The organism is Rhodoglobus vestalii, assembly GCF_006788895.1.
GTDB lineage: Bacteria > Actinomycetota > Actinomycetes > Actinomycetales > Microbacteriaceae > Rhodoglobus > Rhodoglobus vestalii.
The window spans coordinates 1,442,417-1,459,339 of sequence record NZ_VFRA01000001.1 but is presented as its reverse complement, the minus strand read 5'-3'; the positions used below and the strand labels follow the sequence as shown (position 1 = coordinate 1,459,339).

Sequence of the window (16,923 nt, the reverse complement as noted above, 5' to 3'; positions counted from 1 at the left end):
TGCACGATCGCAGCGCGGGTGATATTGATCGGTAGAGTTCTGAGGGAGGCGGGATGAGAGACGACGACGTAGGCACAACGCCAGAGGCAGACGCTCCAGCGGAAGATTTTGTGCAGTCACTCGCCCGTGGCCTCGCAGTGCTTCGCGTGTTCGATGCGGAGCACGCAGAACAGACCCTCAGCGAAGTCGCCCGCAACGCCAACATCCCCGCCGCAGCAGCCCGCAGATTCTTGCGCACCCTCGAAACACTCGGATACGTACGAGCAGACGGGCGACAATTCGCCCTCACCCCAAAGGTTCTGGAGTTGGGGTTTGGCTACCTCTCCTCACTCTCTTTGCACGACGTTGTCCAGCCCCACCTCGAGACACTTTCGCGGGCTACCGGAGAATCAGCATCGGTCGCCGTGCTGCTCGACGACGAGATTGTCTACGTCGCCCGGGTGCCCACGCGTCACATCATGAATGTGCGAATCACGATAGGCACGCGCTTTCCTGCTTTCGCCACCAGTATGGGGCGAGTACTCCTTGCGGCGCTGTCGCAGCCAGAGCGGGAGCTTCGGCTAGCATCCACCGAACGCATGCCCCTGACCCCAACCACGATCACGAAACTGACTGAGCTCAAGGCTGAGATTGATCGGGTGGCCACTCAAGGATGGTCGATTGTCGATGGCGAGCTTGAGGTTGGTCTGCTCTCCGTCGCGGTCCCGATTCGTGGCGGCGATGGCGTGGTCACCGCGGCGCTCAATGTCTCGACCAGTGCCACCCGGGACTCCCTCGAACACCTGCGCTCGCACCACCTCCCACTCGTGCTTGCCGCGGCCGAAAAGATTCAGCAGGATCTCCGTCGTCTATGAAGGCTGCAGCTGATCTTCAACGAAGATGGGCTTGCGCAACAACACGCCTCCAACGGATGCCACCATGGCCGAAAAAATCAGCAATATGAACACAGCGATCCAGCCGCCGGTCGCCTCCCGCAGCACGCCGACGAGCAACGGGCCCAGCGCGGCGATCGTGTAGCCGACACCCTGAACGAACCCGCTCAGCGCGACCGCTCCTCGCATTGTGCGTGAACGCAGGTTGATCAACACGAGACATACCGGGAACAGTAGCGTGCCTAGCCCCATCAAGATGACCCATAGCAAAGTCGCGAAACCGGGGGCCAGCAGCAGCCCGAGGTCACCAACGATGAAGAAGACCACACCCAACTGCACGAGTGGACCAACATTCTTCATTCGCACTGCGCAACAAGTGACGAGCGAGAATCCCCCTGACGCGTGATCTGAAAGAACCTTGATGCATGAAAAGGCGGACCACTCTTAGATCGATTCGCGTGCGAATGTCTATTTAGGTCAGCTTGTACAACTAACTTGCAACCTTGACCCAAATAGATAATTTGTGCGTATTGTGTTTATATGGGCGTTCTACGTACACTCGGTTTAGGAGGATGGGAGATACATGGAATTCGCGGTCGGAGTCGATATTGGGGGGACCTTCACGGATGCGGTCGCGGTCGGGAGGGATGGAACGCTACTCACAGCGAAGGCTCTTACGACGCCAGGGACGCTATCCGAAGGGGTCCTGAACGCCGTCGCCGGCTTGGGGATCACCGCGGGAGAGATTGACTCTTTCGTACATGGCACCACTGCGGGCCTGAATGCTTTCTTGGAGCGCAAGGGTTCACGGCTGGCGCTGCTGACGACGGCGGGATTTCGCGACGTTTACGAGTTGGGGCGTGCCAACCGCCCAGCCATGTACGACCTCCGCTACCGACGGCCCGTTCCGCTTGTCCCTCGAAAAGACATCTACGAGATCACCGAGCGAATGAACGCCAGCGGCGAAGTGGTGACGCCACTTGACGAGAGCGCTGTAGCCGCGATCGCGCGGCAACTTGACGGAGAGGTCGAAGCTGTCGCGGTTGTCTTACTGCACTCGTATCAGAACTCGGAGCATGAGCACAGAATCGCGAGCATTTTTACAGAAGTAGCCCCGTCAATCGCGGTGGTGTGCTCAAGCGACATTGCGCCAGAATGGCGAGAGTACGAGCGTACAAGCACGACCGCCGTTTCCGCCTACATCGCCCCGGTCGTTCTCTCCTACCTCCGAACGCTCGAGCAGGCACTGCGCGAGGGCGGACTTCGCAGTGATCTCAAGGTCATGCAGTCGAACGGTGGTGTGATGACCGTAGAGCGCGCTCGGGAACGAGCCGTTCAAACACTTTTTTCGGGTCCGGTCGGAGGCACCATGGCGGGTGTCGCAATCGCAAAGGACCTCGGACTTGACCGGTTGCTGTGCGTGGACATGGGGGGCACTTCGTTCGACGTCAGTTTGGTAGTGGAAAGCGCCGCAGACATCGCCTCACAGACGGAATTGGAGGGGCATCCGCTCCTTGCACCCTCTGTTGTAATGCACACGATTGGCGCAGGTGGCGGGTCCATTGGTCACGTCGTCGCGGGCGCACTACGCGTTGGTCCGCGCTCGGCTGGCGCGGTTCCGGGCCCGGCGTGTTACGGGCGTGGTGGCGTCGAGCCAACCGTCACCGATGCGAACCTGATATTGGGTCGCCTTCCAGACGTCGCCCTTCTTGGGGGAAACCTTGCTCTGGATAAGGATGCGGCGCGCACTGCACTCGCTCATGTTGGAGACGTCCTTGGGCTCAGTGTCGAAGAAACGGCTCTAGGGATCATCGCTGTTGCCGATGCCGGGATGGCGAACGCTATTCGTGAGATAACTGTGGCTCGCGGAATCGATCCTCGAGATTTCGGTCTGCTTGCCTTCGGGGGTGCTGGACCCCTGCACGCGATTGCGATTGCGGAGGAACTTGCTCTTGGCACTGTTATCGTGCCCGCCAGCCCTGGTGTGTTGTCAGCATGGGGCATGGTGCATACAGATCTTCGCCACGATCTAGTGCAAACGTTCTTCCATCAAGTCGATCGGCTCAGGCCAACAGTGTTGGCTAAGGCCGTTGAGGTTTTGCTGGAGCGCGGAGGGGCAGCGTTGGTGGCAGACGGCGTAGACGTCGACCGCCATGATCTCGTACCCGGTCTTGACGTCCGATACCTAGGTCAGGAATATACGCTGACAGTGACTTTCGACGTCGGCGAGGATCGCGAATCGGTTCTGTCGAAGCTGCACGAGCGATTCGATCTTGCACACCTCGAACGCTTTGGCCACAACAACCCGGGCGAGCAGATCGAGGTAGTTGCGCTGCGCGTCGTCGCGCTCGGAATCTCTGAGCGCCCCGCCGATATCGTCACGGAGTCAGCAGATGATCCGGTAGTTCTCGATCGCCAGCAAGTGCGCTTCCGGGAGGAGTGGCAGGAAGTGATCGTTTACGACCGAGCCTCGATTGCCGTCGGTGGATCAGTTTCCGGCCCCGCAATCCTGCTGGAGTCTGGCTGCACGGTTCTCGTGCCAACAGGGTGGACGGCTGTTCCTTCTCAGCACGGGCATCTTGTTATCGAAAGGAGTGCAAAGTGAACACGGGATCAACGATCACTTCAGCAAACGAAGGTAAAATTGACCCGGTCACCGTCGAGGTAATCCGAAACGCGTTCGACTCGATCGCGGCGCAGATGAACAACAACCTTGCGCGGTCCGCCTACACTCCGATCATTTACGAAATGAAGGACTGCTCTGTCGGGCTATTCAATGCCGATGGTGAGCTCCTTGGTCAAGCTCCGGGTCTTCCCATCTTTCTGGGCGCACTCGACGCAGCGATCGCGGTGACGACGGAACACATCGGTGGCGTAGAGCACTACCGTGACGGCGACGTCTTCGCCATCAACGACAGCTACCAGGTGGGAAGCCACCTAAACGATATTTCGATCTTTTCCCCGATCTTTTATGATGGCAAACTTGTCGGCTTCGGAGCCACAAAAGCGCACTGGCTCGACATCGGTGCGAAGGATGCTGGTCAGGCGATGGACTCCACTTCGATCTATCAGGAGGGATATCGTCTGGGGCCGACGTACCTTTACCGCGCAGGAGTGCGTGATGATCAGATGATCGAGTTCCTCATGCGGAACAGCCGACTCCCGCGCTCGATCTGGGGAGACATGCACGCGCAGGTTGCGGCGTGCCACACCGGCGAACGGATGCTTCAAGGACTCTATGAACGCTACGGAACGGCGGCCATCGATGGTGCGGCCGAGCAAGTTTTCGCGCAGTGTGAACGTCTCGATCATGAGGCTGTCACGGCGATTCCGGATGGGGTATATCGGGCAGACGGCGCACTGGACTCGTGGGGTCCGAACGGGGGGCCCGTCCCAGTCCGTCTCGTCGTGACGGTGAAGGGTGATCAGATCGAGCTCGATCTCACCGAATCAAGTGCGCAAACTCCCGGATCGATGAACTGCGGTCGTGCACAGACGGTCTCCGCGGCTCGGCTCGCGTTTAAGTTCCTTGTCAACCCGGATATTCCGGTCACGGCAGGAACCTTCCGCAATATGACCGTGGTCACTAAGCCCCGCACAGTCTTCGCTGCCGAAGAACCGGCCGCGTGCCAGTTCTATTATCCGCATCTGGGCATGATGATTGACCTCTTCATCAAGGCGCTTGCTCCTGCAATGCCTGACGCGGTAAACGCGGGCCAGCCTGCCGATGCAATGAACATCCTCTTTGCGGGTGTTGATGAGAGCGGCGAAGAGTTCTTCTCGGGCGAGGCGACGGGTGTCGGCTGGGGTGGCCTCAGCGATCGCGATGGCGCTAACGGCTCCATCAACTACGGCGGTGGCGACCTCAAGAATTACCCCATCGAGGTCGTCGAGTCACGGTACCCTCTTCGGATTGCCGGCTACGGGCTTGAGCCTGATTCGGGCGGTACCGGCAAGCATCGCGGCGGGTTAGGGATTTGGCGTGAGTACGAGACGCTCGCTGACCACACTACCGTTTCGCTTTGGTTTGAACGCTCCCAGCAGCCGGCATGGGGTCTCTTCGGAGGTTCGGATGGTCAGCCGACCGATGTCGTCGTCACTCGTGATGGCATCGAAGAGCACATTCTCAAAGTGAACGCGCTGCCGCTTCCGAAGGGCTCCAAGGTGCGTATTCAAACTGGCGGCGGAGGTGGGTTCGGAGACCCAGGCGATCGCGACCCTGCTGCTTTCACGGAAGACCTTCACAACGGGTACGTCACACGCCCCTGTGCAACCACCCAGCCAACACCACAAGAAGAATCACCCACGCAGGAAATATGAACAAGAAACGATCTCTGACCGCAGTAGCGGTCGGGGCAGTAGCGGCATTGACGTTAACCGCTTGCGGGCAGCAGGCCAGCACCCAGGAAGGAGCGATTACGGCCGTATTTTCGAACATCGCCGAGAGCCCAACACTTGATCCGGCGGTCGCATACTCGTCGGACGGCTTCCTCTTTGTGCGGAACGTGTATGACACGCTCACCCAGTATGAGCCGGGCGGCGCTGAGATCAAGCCTTCTCTCGCGGAGACATGGGAGGTATCAGACGATGCCACCGAGTACACCTTCACCCTTCGAGATGGTGTGACCTTCCACGACGGCACTTCTTTGGATGCCGAGGACGTTGTGCAGTCTGTGCTCAGGGTTCAAGGAGTCAACCAGGGTCCCGCATCGCTGGTGGTCGGCGTCGAGTCAGTCGAGGCGATCGATGATCGCTCCGTTCGGTTTAGTCTCTCCGCACCTGACGTCTATCTCCCGGGCAAGCTGCAGAAGATCGCAATTCTCTCGTCGGAAGCGATAACCCAAAATGGCACCGCTGACGACGAGTGGGCAACTGCTTGGTTCGCTGACAACGAGGCTGGCTCTGGCCCATACCAACTCAGCGAGTGGAACAAGGGAAGCGCTATCGAGCTCACCGCGTTCGAGGACTACCACCTCGACTGGGATAGCGCGGCACCGACCGCGGTGACCCTGCGTGTCGACCCTGATGTGCAAACAGCGGTTCAGCTCATGGGGCAAGGCGAGATCGATATGCTTGGTGCAATCGGTCCTGACGACTCCGCATCCGCTGCACTGATTGACGGCATCAAACTTGTCGAGCAGGAGAGCCTCAGCGTGCAGATCTTGCCGTTGAACGTGCAGAGTGAGCGTCTTGCTGATCCTCGTGTACGTGAGGCAGTCACTCTTGCGTTCGATTACCAGGCGATGGTGGACTACTACCAAGGATTCGCTGACGTTTCGAGAGGGCCCTTGCCTAGTGGCTTCGGCGGCGGGATAGAAGAGCTTGCTGAGTTCGAACGTGATGTAGAGCGCGCCAAGCAACTCCTTTCAGAGGCGGGCGTGGCCCCTGGAGAGCTGACCCTCTCCTACCTCGGTCTCTCGGGACTGTCTTACCAAGAATTCGCCGGAATTCTTCTTGAGCAGAACCTCGGGGAGATCGGAGTAGGTCTGGACATACAAATGGTCCCGTGGCCGCAGATGTCCGAGATCCAGTCGAACCCGGATACCGCGTCGGATATATCGTTCCTCAATATGTCTGCGGTGACCGATGATCCTAGTGCGATGCTCGCTCAGGGGTACATCACCAGCAACTGGGCCTCGAACGGCGGCTACAACTGGGCTTACTTCCCGGACCCTGCAGTCGACTCGGCAGTTGCGACGCTTTCCGGAATCGCTGATGAATCAGCGCGTCAGGCAGCGTTGCTTGAAGCCGTGCAGTCCATCAAAGAATCCCACGTAGCGATCTACGCATCTCAGCCCAAGCTGGCACAGCCAGTCCGTGCTGAGTGGGACGTCAAGTTCGAGATCATGGACTTCAATTACGTGATCCGCTTCTTCCACGCTCGGTCAAGTTAGTGAAGTTGGACTCGGCTGAGCAGAAGCCGCAGACCCGGCCTTCGGGTCGTGTCGGCGGAGCTCACCAACACCACTGGTTCCGACGACTGCTAACCCGGGTCGGCTGGACACTCTTGGTCGTCTGGTCGGCGGTCAGTTTGACCTTCGTGCTCAGCCGAGTCATCCCCGCAGACCCAGCCCGACTCGCCGCAGGAATGGGTGCGGGGGCTGAACAGGTAGCCGAGGTGCGGCGACAGCTGGGTCTCGATCTTCCGCTCTGGGAGCAGTACATCAACTACCTCTTTGGGATCGTGCGCCTTGACTTCGGCGACTCAGTTCAGTCGCGTCAGCCGGTCCTAGACGACATCGTCCGGTTCTTTCCGGCGACCCTCGAACTCGTTCTCCTTGCGATGTTTATCTACGCGATCGTGGGGATCGGCTTAGGGGTTGTATGGGCGACACTGTCCGACGGCTGGCGATCGCGCATGTTGGCTGGCCTCTCAATTCTCGGTGCGGCTCTTCCTGTGTTTTGGACTGGGCTTCTACTGCAGTTGACGCTGGCGTCGATGCTTGACCGTCGGTCGCGCTCGTATCGTCGGCAGGTGCAGGCAGTGTTTCAGCAGCCGCTCCTCGCCCTCGATCAGCGGCGCACCATCGGCTGGTCCGTAGCTGAACCTCTGGTGATTCACCGTGTCGGAAATGTCCAGACCCGCACGGAACGGGCAGCCGAACTGTTGGGTTCAGTTGGACTTTCTGCGGACTTCATGACTCGACTTCCTCGGGAACTCAGTGGTGGCCAGCTCCAACGCGTCAACATCGCTCGGGCGCTTGCGCTCGAGCCTCGACTGCTTGTATGTGATGAGGCCGTCTCAGCTCTGGATGTCTCAGTCCAAGCGCAGGTGCTCGACATCTTTCTCGAGATGCAGGAACGGCTGGGCATTGCGATGCTATTCATTAGCCACAATATTGCGGTTGTGCGGCACATTTCGGACTTGATCATCGTGATGCGCCACGGTGACGTTGTTGAGCGTGGAGAGACCAGTCAAGTCTGTGAAAACCCGCGCTCGGACTACGCGAAGGAGCTTATTGGTTCGTGGCTGGAGCCGGTCGTCCGATGAAGTACCCAGGCCAGCTGATGGCCACTCAACTTGCCCCAGAATAAAAGAAGGAGACTAACCATGACGCAAGCAACTCGCGATGTCGCTGACAGTTCAGACACGACATCCTTCACCGAAGATCAGCGACTGATCTGGTTCGCCCAGAAAGAGATGTATTTCGGATTCCTCGAGGGTAATCGTGAACGCATCGATGGTCACATCGACAACGACGCAACTATTTGGGATGCGGTAACGGAGACCATCGCGCGGGGGATGAAGGACCTCAATGCTATTCGCGCTACCCGTCCGAGCGGCGGCGCAAAACCTGTCGTCACTGCGTTTGCAGTCGAGGATCCGATAATCGATGTTTCCGGCGATCTGGCGGTGAGCCGTCATCTCCTGCGGGTAGAACGGGTCGGTCCGGACGGGACTGTGCGCGAGCTCATGCGTGTAAGCGCCGGGTGGCGGCGAATAGGCGGCTCGTGGAAGATCATCCACGCTCACGAGGACCTCTTCTCGAGTGAACTTTCACGTTAATAGACACTGAACTACAAGGAGATTTACATGTCGACGATCGACTACACGGCACGCCGCGCGAAGCTCGATCAGCAACTCGATGCCGCGGGCATCGACACGCTGTTCCTTCCCGCATCACAGACCGACCTGGAGTACTTCACCGGTCTCGGCCGAGGGATTCCTTCATTCGGAAACATCGGCTACACCAATCATTGGATATCCGGCGCTTTCCTTGCCCCGGGCAAGGATCCGTTGTTTGTTCTGACTCGCCACCACCAAGAGTTTCACCTGCCCGGTGGAGTGACCGGCGACGTCATCACGGCGACCGAAGTCGACGACGGTGCTGAGGTGTTCAAGCGAGCTTTCGACGCGTTCGCGAAGCAACCGAAGCGCTTGGCAGTCGCGGGCGTTCCCAATACCGACTCGTGCCTTCACGAGAAGGATGCCGGGTCCCGCATCGCGATGAGCGGCCGGACGTGGTCGGAAACTACGCTTCAACTTCGAGCCTGCCGACCCGACGCAGAACTCTTGGTTGCTGACGACATTCTCAACCGCATCCGTCGCATCAAGGACGCCGATGAGATTGCGCTCATGAGCGAAGCCGCACGGATGGTTGACCAGGTGATGGCCGCAGTAAGCGACCATGTCGTCGCGGGAATCACAGAGCTCGAGCTGGCCTCCGAGATTGACCTGCGGATTAGGCAACTTGGCTCGCCGAGCTCGTCTTTTGACACAGCCGTCTGGGCGATGGGTCCTGGGCTGGATAGGGACGCGAGTGAGCGCCTCTCCACCAGGGCATTGCAAGGGGGAACCGGGGTCAACTTCGACTTCGGTGCCATCGTCGAGGGTTACTGTTCGGACTTCGGGCGGACAGTCCACATCGGTCAACCCAACGAGGAGTACGAACGTGTGTATGAGGTCGTAATGGCAGCCCAGGAAGCGGGTCGTGCTGCCGCGGTGCCGGGCGCGACCGGCGGTGACGTCCATCGGGCAACCCGGGCAGTCATCGAAGAGTCGGGCTACGGTGAGTGGTTTCGTCACCGCACTGGTCACTGCATTGGGAAGGACGTTCACGAGCTTCCATATATTTCAGAAGAGGACCAGACCCCTCTGGAGCCGGGCATGATGTTTACGATCGAGCCGAGTGTGTTCTTTCCGGGCAGGGTTGGTGTGCGGGTGGAAGATATCTTCCTTCTTGCGGAGGACGGTGTGACAGTCAAGATCAATGAACTCAACAACGATATGAGAGTCAACGACTAGTTGTAGTGCCCAGGGACGTTGTGATCGCTTGAGTTAGCGTGGACCTCCGGCGCGATGTGGGTTACCACACTCACATCTCTAACCGGAGGTCCTCGTGACTCACAGTAATGCTCCCTTCGCCTCGGAAGGACGCCTTCGTCTTGCCCGGCTGATCGTCGAGGGCGGTCGGTCGTCCTTCCGTGCCGCAGAACGATTTCAGTGCTCGCCTGCGGCGGCAGCGAAGTGCGCTGCCCGCTTCCTGGCCGGCCAGCCCATGACGGACCGGTCCTCACGGCAGAGATACTCACCCGATCGCACCCCGATTCGGGTCGAGCGACGCATCATTGCCCTCCGGTTCACTCGCCACTGGGGACCACACCGGATCGGCCACCACCGACACCTGAATCGATCGACAGTGGAACGAGTGTTGGCCCGATACCGGATGCCGAGGTTGGCGTGGTTGGACCAGGCAACCGGGTATCCAAACAAGGGACACAAGGGTGGCGATCAAAAGTCGCCGGCCGCAGGCCGGCGGTATCGTTCATGCCGATCACGGCACCCAGGCCGTATTCAACCGGTCGTCGCAAGAGTTGCTTCGTGCGTTGAGCGTAGCTGATCGCGTCGGCGATCGCTTGGATTTCACCGGTGCTCCAGCGGGAGATGTCGGTTCCCTTTGGGCGCCTCTCTGGTCAAGTGGCGGCGTGGATATGCTTTTCGGCGGTGGGTCCGGTAAGTGACTTGTCCGAAGAACCGGTGTCGGGATGTGAGCCGGTGACGCTGGATTGCCGTGCCGTTCTCGAGTATCCTGCCGGGCCCACTGCCAGGCGGGCGTGGTCGGCGATCAGGGTGCGGAACACGACCGTTGTCAAGCGTCTCTTCAGTGCCCGAAGTGCTTCTTTGCCGCTTTTGCCCGCGCTGCGTTTCCGGTCGTGGAAGACCCGTCCAGGGCTGCTTTTCATGCTGATTTGGGTAAGTGCGACGACGTGGAGGGCATAGTTCAGTTGCCGGTCACCGCCTCGGGAGAGGCGATGGCGGATTACGTCCCCGGAAGACACTTCCCGGGGTGCGACGCCGGCATAGGTGGCGAAGTGTGCCTCGGTCGTGAACCGGGTGACTGGTCCGGTGCGGGCAAGGATCTTCCCTGCCGTGAGTTGGCCGATACCGGGGATGGTCGTCAACGTGGACTGGGTGCCGGTCACCCGAGTGGTGATGCGCTCGGTGGCTGTCGTGAACCGTTTATCCAGTCGGCGGATCTCGGCGGCAAGGTCGACTGCGATGAGTCGGCGGGTCATAGTCAGGCTCTCCGTGGGGTGCACCCGGCGCAGCAGGGTCGCGGCCGTGTCCGCGGTCAAGTTCCGCGGTGCCCCGCCGATAACTAGCACGACCATGATCGCGTGCAACCGGTTCACGGTCTGGGTGCAGGCCCGGACCAGGTGTAGTTCCCCGGGACGTTGTGATCGCGTGAGTTAGCGAAGACTGGTGTGCTGCGGATATTTCGGACAGTGGGCCCTCTTAAAATGGGGGTTCACTGAAAGTAGAGATCAGCATGACCACAGCACGCCGGAAATTTACCCAGGAGTTCAGAGATGAGTTGTGTCGGGAGGTGATCAGCACCTCGAAGCCGATCAGGGACGTGGCCGAGTCCTACGGGGTCGGCCACGAAACATTGCGCAACTGGCTGATCAAGTATCGCGAAGCGAATGGTGGCACCGAGACGGAGCTGACCGTCCCCGAGCGTGCCCGTCTCAAAGTACTCGAGCGGGAAAATCAGGAGCTCAAGGCTGAGACCCAATTTTTGAAAAAAGCGGCCGCTTACTTCGCGCGGGAGCAGCGGTAGTGAGCAAGTACGAATTCATCGACTCCCAAAAAGCTGAGCCCAACAACCGGAATCCTGTGGTGAATATGTGTCGCTGGTTGGAGGTGTCAACCTCTGGTTTCTACCACTGGCTGACGCGCCCGCAATCGGCGACGTCGGCCCGCCGGGAAACCCTCTTGGCGCGGATCCGACACTATTTTGAGGAGTCTGACGGCACTTACGGGTATCGGCGAATCCACGCGGACCTGACCGCCGAGCAGACGCAGTGTTCCCCCGAACTCGTCCGGCAGCTGATGCGCCAGGAAGGCCTCGTAGCCTGCCAACCACGGCCATTCCGGGTCACGACGGAGGCCGACGCGTTGGCCGCAGCAAACGTGCCCGACCTTGTCAAACGCGACTTCACCGCGGATCGTCCGGGGATGAAATTCATCGGAGACATCACGTATATCCACACCTGGCAGGGGTTCGTCTACCTGGCCACGGTCATCGACTGCTACTCGAAGAAAGTCGTTGGCTGGTCCATTGCCGATCACATGCGTACCGAACTCGTCGAGGACGCTCTCAAGAATGCCGCGGCAACGACCCTGATCGCGCCTGACGCCATTTGGCACTCCGATCGCGGAAGCGTCTACACCTCAGCCGTCTACCGGGCCCTGGTGACCAGTCTGGGCATGCGCTCATCTATGGGCCGCACCGGCGTCTGTTGGGATAACAGCATGGCGGAAAGTTTCTTCTCGATGCTCAAGAATGAGCGCGTGTATCGGACCGTTTACGCGACCAAGACGCAGGCTCGCAGCGACATCATCCGCTATATCGAGGGATTTTACAACAGTCGCAGGCGGCACTCAGCGCTCGATTATCGACGGCCCAACGAAGTCCACTATGGTTATCAACAGCCAGCCCTGGCAGCGTAGAAGAATCCACTAATTCCGCTGTCCGAAATCCCCGTAGCAGCCCACACCTCGACGAGAGCGGCCCCGATACGGACGCTGACCCGCCTGCCTGCGTAGGAGACCGGAACGGAATAATAGCATTGCCGGACACATACCTCCGCCTTGTGGTTGACCTTGACCGAGGAGGTAGGCCCAGCCTCGAAAATACTCGAGGGCAACGTCAGCAATTCCGGCGCTTCCGCAGTAGCGGCCGTCCCGACGGTAACTGGGCGGGCCGAGATCACCCGGTGCTGATCCTTCTCATCGCAGACAGCCATGAACTCGTTCAACGCTGCCAACGTCTGAAACTCCGGGACCGGGGTCAGCCAGCGGCGGCGGAACCGGCCGACTTCACCCTCAACGCCACCCTTGTGTGTGATCAACTATTTGTAGGCCGTTTCAGCCAGGAATGTGAGCCAAGTTAGTGGCACATTTCAGGCCAAAAGAGCGGTAAGAATCAGGCCAGCTATTGTTTCCCGAAATCATGATTTCCGGGGGTTGGCTTGGAGATAGAGATCACCCGGTGGTTCGGGGCCCGTTCCAGAGTGTCAGGGGCATGGGCCCGCCACCTTAGATAAGTTCCTTACGGTGCTGCCATTGCGAAGCGTGTGCGCCGGAAGGGCTGGAAAGCAGATGACGGTACCCATGTCCGTACAAGAAAATATCAGAAGACTTGATTCTCAGGGAGTCGCGGTGCGTGAGATCGCGCGAAGGTTGGGGGTGAGCCGGGCCTCGGTGGCAAAGTATGCCGGGCAGGAAGATTTCTCGCCGGCACTGCCAGCACCCTTGAACAGGCCCGGTGCGTCGGTGTTGACCGGGTTCGAGCACATCATCGAAGGGTGGTTGGGTGAGGACCTGCGCCGGAATCGCAAGCAACGCCATACGGCTAAACGCATCTTTGACCGGTTGGTGGATGAGCACGGTTACACCGCCACATATTCCCCGGTCCAACGGTTTGTGAGGAAGTGGACGGTCAGGAATCGGCAGGCTGGGGAGGGTTTTACCGAATTGGTGTGGCCGGCCGGGACGGTGCAGGTCGACTTCGGGCAGGCTGAGGCGATCATTGCTGGGATTCGGCAAGTCCTGCATATCTTCGTGGTCACTTTTCCGTTCTCGAATATGCGCTTTGTTCAGGCATACCGGGGCGAGACCGCTGAATGCGTCTGTCACGGGCTGCGTGCAGTCTTTGAGCACATCCGTGCCGCACCGAGGCACATGGTCTTTGATAACGCCACGGGCATCGGACGCCGGGTCGGCACCACGGTCGTAGAGACGAGATTGTTTGGTGCGTTCAAACTTCATTACCGTTCAGAATCGAGGTATTGCAATCCGTACTCGGGGCATGAAAAAGGGTCACGTCCCACTGAGTGGTGTAATTTCCCGTCATCGTGCAGGTCAGTGTTTCTGATTATGCCGTAGTGAGCTCTGGAATGTGAATCACGCCGGTGAGCGTACCCGCGTCGGTGTCGGTGAGAGCGAGGCTGAAGGCGTCTAGCTGGCGCATGGAGGCCTCGGAGAGGTAGCGGCGGGACCCGGCTTCCCACTCGTCGTGCTGCTCGACCAAGACAGCGCCGGCGAGGCGGAGTAGCGCGGCCGGGTTCGGGAACACGCCGACGACGTCGGTGCGTCTCTTGATCTCTTTATTCACACGTTCTATCGGGGCGGATTCAGGTGGTCAGCGCAACAGTAGTGGTTCGATCATCTCATTTGGTTTGGCGTAGTCGAGTCGTTTGCGTGGGCGGTCGTTCATTTCCCAGGCTACGTAGTCGAGGTCTTCTTCCGAGTAGACGCTCAGATCAGTGCCTTTGGGGAAATATTGGCGTAGCAACCCGTTCGTGTTCTCGTTCGTGGGACGCTGCCAGGGCGAATGCGGGTCACAGAAGTAGATGGCCAGGTCAGCGGCGATTGTGACTTCTTTGTGTCGGTGCATTTCGACACCTTGGTCCCAGGTCAAGGTTCGGCGCAGCAAGTCTGGCAGGTCGACCATTTTGCGGATCAGACCGTCACGGACGGCATCGACACGATTGCATCCGGGAGTCAGGTGCACCAAGATCAGATACCCGCTCTTGCGTTCCACGACCGTACCGATCGCGGACTTGCCGTCCTTGCCGACGATGAGATCGCCTTCCTTACGTTGTTGTGGTGGGCAGGGAAGACGCCGGCTCTCCCGGCCGAGCGGACAGATCCAGGGAAAGACACCTCGCGAGAGGCTCAGACGGTTCACGAGTCACGCCCGGTCAGCAGAACCAGCATCAATCCTTCCAGCCAGCCCCAGGCCAGCCAAGAAAAGACTTACAGACGGTTCACAGCACGTCCGTGTGCGAGCATATTGACGCAACGCAACGCACAGCACCTCGTCGGTCACCGGCTTCAATTCTGAAACAGAATCCTGCGAAGCAAAATGCTTCTCGGGGTTTTATCTTTTTTCGCACGACATTATGCGATACATGCAGCTATGACACATATGCGTCATATAGAGTGACAAATGAAGGACAACCGCCACATGAGAAAGAACGGCATTGTTCCCACCGCACGAAGGAGACCAACGTGACGAATCTAATTCACACAGGAAACAAAGCTCGCACCAGCTCGCACAACCGTTCCACGCAAATCAGCATTCAAGACATCAGCGGGACTCTCGCGGGCGTCCTCGGTCGCCAGCTACTCGGCTCGATCGTCGACAAGAGCCCACGCTCAGTACTGCGCTGGGTCAACGGTGAAACAACCCCCACCTCTGAAGACGAGCGTCGCCTGCGCAACGCGTACCAGGTCTACGCTCTGCTTTCTTCAGAAGAGGGCGACCACACAATCCGCGCATGGTTCATGGGAATGAACCCGCAGCTCGAAGACCACTCGCCGGCTGAAGCACTAGCCGAAGACCGCGCCCGCGACGTAATGGTTGCGGCCCGAGCCTTCATCAACGGTGCCTGATCCGATTCTCGAGCCGGTTATAGCGACCTGCTCCCCAGAACTCTGGCGAGTGGGTCGCTCATCGGATCCGATGCGCTTCTCGAGCATCCAAGCTGAAGACGCAGCCAGCCCGCGCAACGGCAATCGCTTTGACGTTCCTGGTGGCGAGGTGCTCTACGCCGCGACCAGCGCTGAAGGCGCTTTCGCCGAAACGATCTCACGGTTCCGGCCGACCGCTGCTTCGCTCCTGCTGACAAACGAACCCGGCGAGCACTTCATGACGCCCGGTTCCATCCCGGCGGAATGGCGCACGCGCCGACGTCTGGTTCGTTTCTCTGTCAACGAGCCCCTGCCATTTCTTGACGTTGACAAGCCGGCGACTCACACATTCCTGACCGCCCAGATGGCGCCGATCCTTGACGCTCTCGAAATAGCGAATCTCGACAACGCTACATTGCGTGGGACCAACCGATTGCTCACCAGGGCAGTCGCTGAGTGGGCATACACAGCCCAAGATGATGACGGCAACTTCTTCTACGGAGGGTTGCGTTACGAATCACGTCTCGGCCCCCACGAGTGCTGGGCGATCTTCTCCGGAGCTACGATCGAGCTCAACGAGGAGCTTTCGATTGGTAAGACCGATACTTCTCTGCTCACCACCGCCCGCGAGTTCGGGTTAGTCATTCACTAAGTCACGCGTCCAAGAACCGCACCTCGACGGTGACGCCGGCTAATTGCACTCGAGTGATACCAGCGCTCATGCCGTATGAGAATCCCAGGTCGCCGTAGACGACGGGTCTGCTGCACGTTTAGGTCAGGTCAAAGAATCAATCAGACCTTCGGCAGTTTCACTCGTGGATCCAGTCTTCGTGGACGCAGTCGATCGCGCGGCAGCGGGGCGACCCAGCTTCGAAAACCTGGAACTGAGGCCGCTTTTCTCTTTCCTCAATTTCACCGATTCACTCGAGACTTAGTATTTTACCGAGCAATAGTCACATGCCGATTCCTGACCGTCCACTTCCTCACAAACCGTTGGACCGGGGAATATGTGGCGGTGTAACCGTGCTCATCCACCAACCGGTCAAAGATGCGTTTAGCCGTATGGCGTTGCTTGCGATTCCGGCGCTGGTCCTCACCCAACCACCCTTCGATGATGTGCTCGAACCCGGTCAACACCGAGGCACCAGGACGGGCCACCGGTGCCGGCAGTGCCGGCGAGAAATCTTCCTGCCCGGCATACTTTGCCACCGAGGCCCGGCTCACCCCCAACCTTCGCGCGATCTCACGCACCGCGACTCCCTGGGAATCAAGTCTTCTGATATTTTCTTGTACGGACATGGGTACCGTCATCTGCTTTCCAGCCCTTCCGGCGCACACGCTTCGCAATGGCAGCACCGTAAGGAACTTATCTAAGGTGGCGGGCCCATGCCCCTGACACTCTGGAACGGGCCCCGAACCACCGGGTGATCTCTATCTCCACGCCAACCCCGAAAATCATGATCTCGGGAAACAATAGCTGGCCTGATTCTTACCGCTCTTTTGGCCTGAAACGGGCCGCCAACTTGGCTCACATTCTTGGCTGAAACGGCCTACAAATAGTTGGTCACACACAACGCTGACCCACCTCTGACGCGGGGCTTCGACAGAACGTCACAGCAGGTTCATGGT

General features: G+C 59.2%; 14 protein-coding genes and 4 pseudogenes. 12 read left to right on the top strand and 6 right to left on the bottom strand.

All coding sequences use genetic code 11. From position 1 onward, the window contains the following. Positions 1 to 53: 53 nt before the first annotated feature. The gene (locus FB472_RS07050) at positions 54 to 854 is read left to right on the top strand and encodes an IclR family transcriptional regulator domain-containing protein (RefSeq protein WP_141990301.1); all 801 of its coding nucleotides are present in this window, start codon (positions 54 to 56) and stop codon (positions 852 to 854) included. Here the strand turns inward: FB472_RS07050 and FB472_RS07045 are convergent. Then, entirely contained in the window at positions 849 to 1,232 is a 384-nt protein-coding gene (locus FB472_RS07045; RefSeq protein WP_141990300.1) for an MFS transporter, read from the bottom strand. The genes FB472_RS07050 and FB472_RS07045 overlap by 6 nt on opposite strands. A 223-nt stretch (positions 1,233 to 1,455) precedes the next feature. Between FB472_RS07045 and FB472_RS07040 the strand changes: the two genes are divergently transcribed. From FB472_RS07040 to FB472_RS07010, 7 genes and pseudogenes are all read left to right on the top strand, one after another. Beyond that, on the top strand, positions 1,456 to 3,477 hold the full coding sequence (locus tag FB472_RS07040; protein WP_141990299.1) for a hydantoinase/oxoprolinase family protein: 2,022 nt from the start codon (positions 1,456 to 1,458) through the stop codon (positions 3,475 to 3,477). Continuing rightward, on the top strand, positions 3,474 to 5,192 hold the full coding sequence (locus FB472_RS07035) for a hydantoinase B/oxoprolinase family protein (RefSeq protein WP_215730408.1): 1,719 nt from the start codon (positions 3,474 to 3,476) through the stop codon (positions 5,190 to 5,192). The genes FB472_RS07040 and FB472_RS07035 overlap by 4 nt, the downstream gene beginning before the upstream one ends. Continuing rightward, positions 5,189 to 6,766 carry an ABC transporter substrate-binding protein gene (locus FB472_RS07030; RefSeq protein ID WP_141990298.1) on the top strand — a complete coding sequence of 526 codons (1,578 nt, stop codon included), beginning with the start codon at positions 5,189 to 5,191 and terminating at the stop codon, positions 6,764 to 6,766. The genes FB472_RS07035 and FB472_RS07030 overlap by 4 nt, the downstream gene beginning before the upstream one ends. Then, the gene (locus FB472_RS07025; protein WP_141990297.1) at positions 6,766 to 7,863 is read left to right on the top strand and encodes an ATP-binding cassette domain-containing protein; all 1,098 of its coding nucleotides are present in this window, start codon (positions 6,766 to 6,768) and stop codon (positions 7,861 to 7,863) included. Before FB472_RS07030 ends, FB472_RS07025 begins: the two co-directional genes overlap by 1 nt. A 60-nt stretch (positions 7,864 to 7,923) precedes the next feature. After that, positions 7,924 to 8,379, top strand: a complete 456-nt coding sequence (locus tag FB472_RS07020; protein ID WP_141990296.1) for a YybH family protein — start codon at positions 7,924 to 7,926, stop codon at positions 8,377 to 8,379. A 27-nt stretch (positions 8,380 to 8,406) separates the two neighbouring features. After that, complete coding sequence (locus tag FB472_RS07015; protein WP_141990295.1) at positions 8,407 to 9,618, top strand: M24 family metallopeptidase; 1,212 nt, start codon at positions 8,407 to 8,409, stop codon at positions 9,616 to 9,618. 94 nt (positions 9,619 to 9,712) lie between these two features. Next, positions 9,713 to 10,081: pseudogene (locus FB472_RS07010) on the top strand (transposase family protein); the annotation flags it as partial. Between the two features lie 205 nt (positions 10,082 to 10,286). Here the strand turns inward: FB472_RS07010 and FB472_RS07005 are convergent. Further along, complete coding sequence (locus tag FB472_RS07005) at positions 10,287 to 10,949, bottom strand: transposase (protein ID WP_170192049.1); 663 nt, start codon at positions 10,947 to 10,949, stop codon at positions 10,287 to 10,289. 194 nt (positions 10,950 to 11,143) lie between these two features. Between FB472_RS07005 and FB472_RS07000 the strand changes: the two genes are divergently transcribed. Continuing rightward, a protein-coding gene (locus tag FB472_RS07000; RefSeq protein ID WP_141990257.1) for an IS3 family transposase occupies positions 11,144 to 12,327 on the top strand; the annotation gives its coding sequence in 2 pieces (ribosomal slippage) (positions 11,144 to 11,402 and positions 11,402 to 12,327; 1,185 coding nt in all). Here FB472_RS07000 and FB472_RS14670 read toward each other — a convergent pair. Beyond that, on the bottom strand, positions 12,303 to 12,623 hold the full coding sequence (locus tag FB472_RS14670; RefSeq protein WP_425467230.1) for a Mu transposase domain-containing protein: 321 nt from the start codon (positions 12,621 to 12,623) through the stop codon (positions 12,303 to 12,305). The genes FB472_RS07000 and FB472_RS14670 overlap by 25 nt on opposite strands. A 367-nt stretch (positions 12,624 to 12,990) precedes the next feature. Here FB472_RS14670 and istA point away from each other — a divergent pair. Then, a pseudogene (gene istA / locus FB472_RS06995) lies at positions 12,991 to 13,701 on the top strand (IS21 family transposase); the annotation flags it as partial. Positions 13,702 to 13,753: 52 nt separating this feature from the next. Here istA and FB472_RS14385 read toward each other — a convergent pair. Together FB472_RS14385 and FB472_RS06985 are read right to left on the bottom strand one after the other, a co-directional pair. Then, positions 13,754 to 14,005: pseudogene (locus FB472_RS14385) on the bottom strand (transposase); the annotation flags it as partial. 15 nt (positions 14,006 to 14,020) lie between these two features. After that, positions 14,021 to 14,473 (bottom strand): annotated as a pseudogene (locus FB472_RS06985) (IS30 family transposase); the annotation flags it as partial. A 419-nt stretch (positions 14,474 to 14,892) separates the two neighbouring features. Here FB472_RS06985 and FB472_RS06980 point away from each other — a divergent pair. Together FB472_RS06980 and FB472_RS06975 are read left to right on the top strand one after the other, a co-directional pair. Continuing rightward, positions 14,893 to 15,276 (top strand): XRE family transcriptional regulator, encoded by a 384-nt coding sequence (locus FB472_RS06980; RefSeq protein WP_141990290.1) that lies wholly within the window; start codon positions 14,893 to 14,895, stop codon positions 15,274 to 15,276. Then, positions 15,269 to 15,946, top strand: coding sequence for an RES family NAD+ phosphorylase (locus FB472_RS06975; protein WP_141990289.1), 678 nt, complete (start codon positions 15,269 to 15,271; stop codon positions 15,944 to 15,946). Before FB472_RS06980 ends, FB472_RS06975 begins: the two co-directional genes overlap by 8 nt. Before the next feature lie 287 nt (positions 15,947 to 16,233). On the opposite strand, the gene FB472_RS06970 is transcribed toward FB472_RS06975, so the two are convergent. After that, complete coding sequence (locus tag FB472_RS06970) at positions 16,234 to 16,545, bottom strand: hypothetical protein (RefSeq protein WP_141990288.1); 312 nt, start codon at positions 16,543 to 16,545, stop codon at positions 16,234 to 16,236. Positions 16,546 to 16,923: the final 378 nt, after the last annotated feature.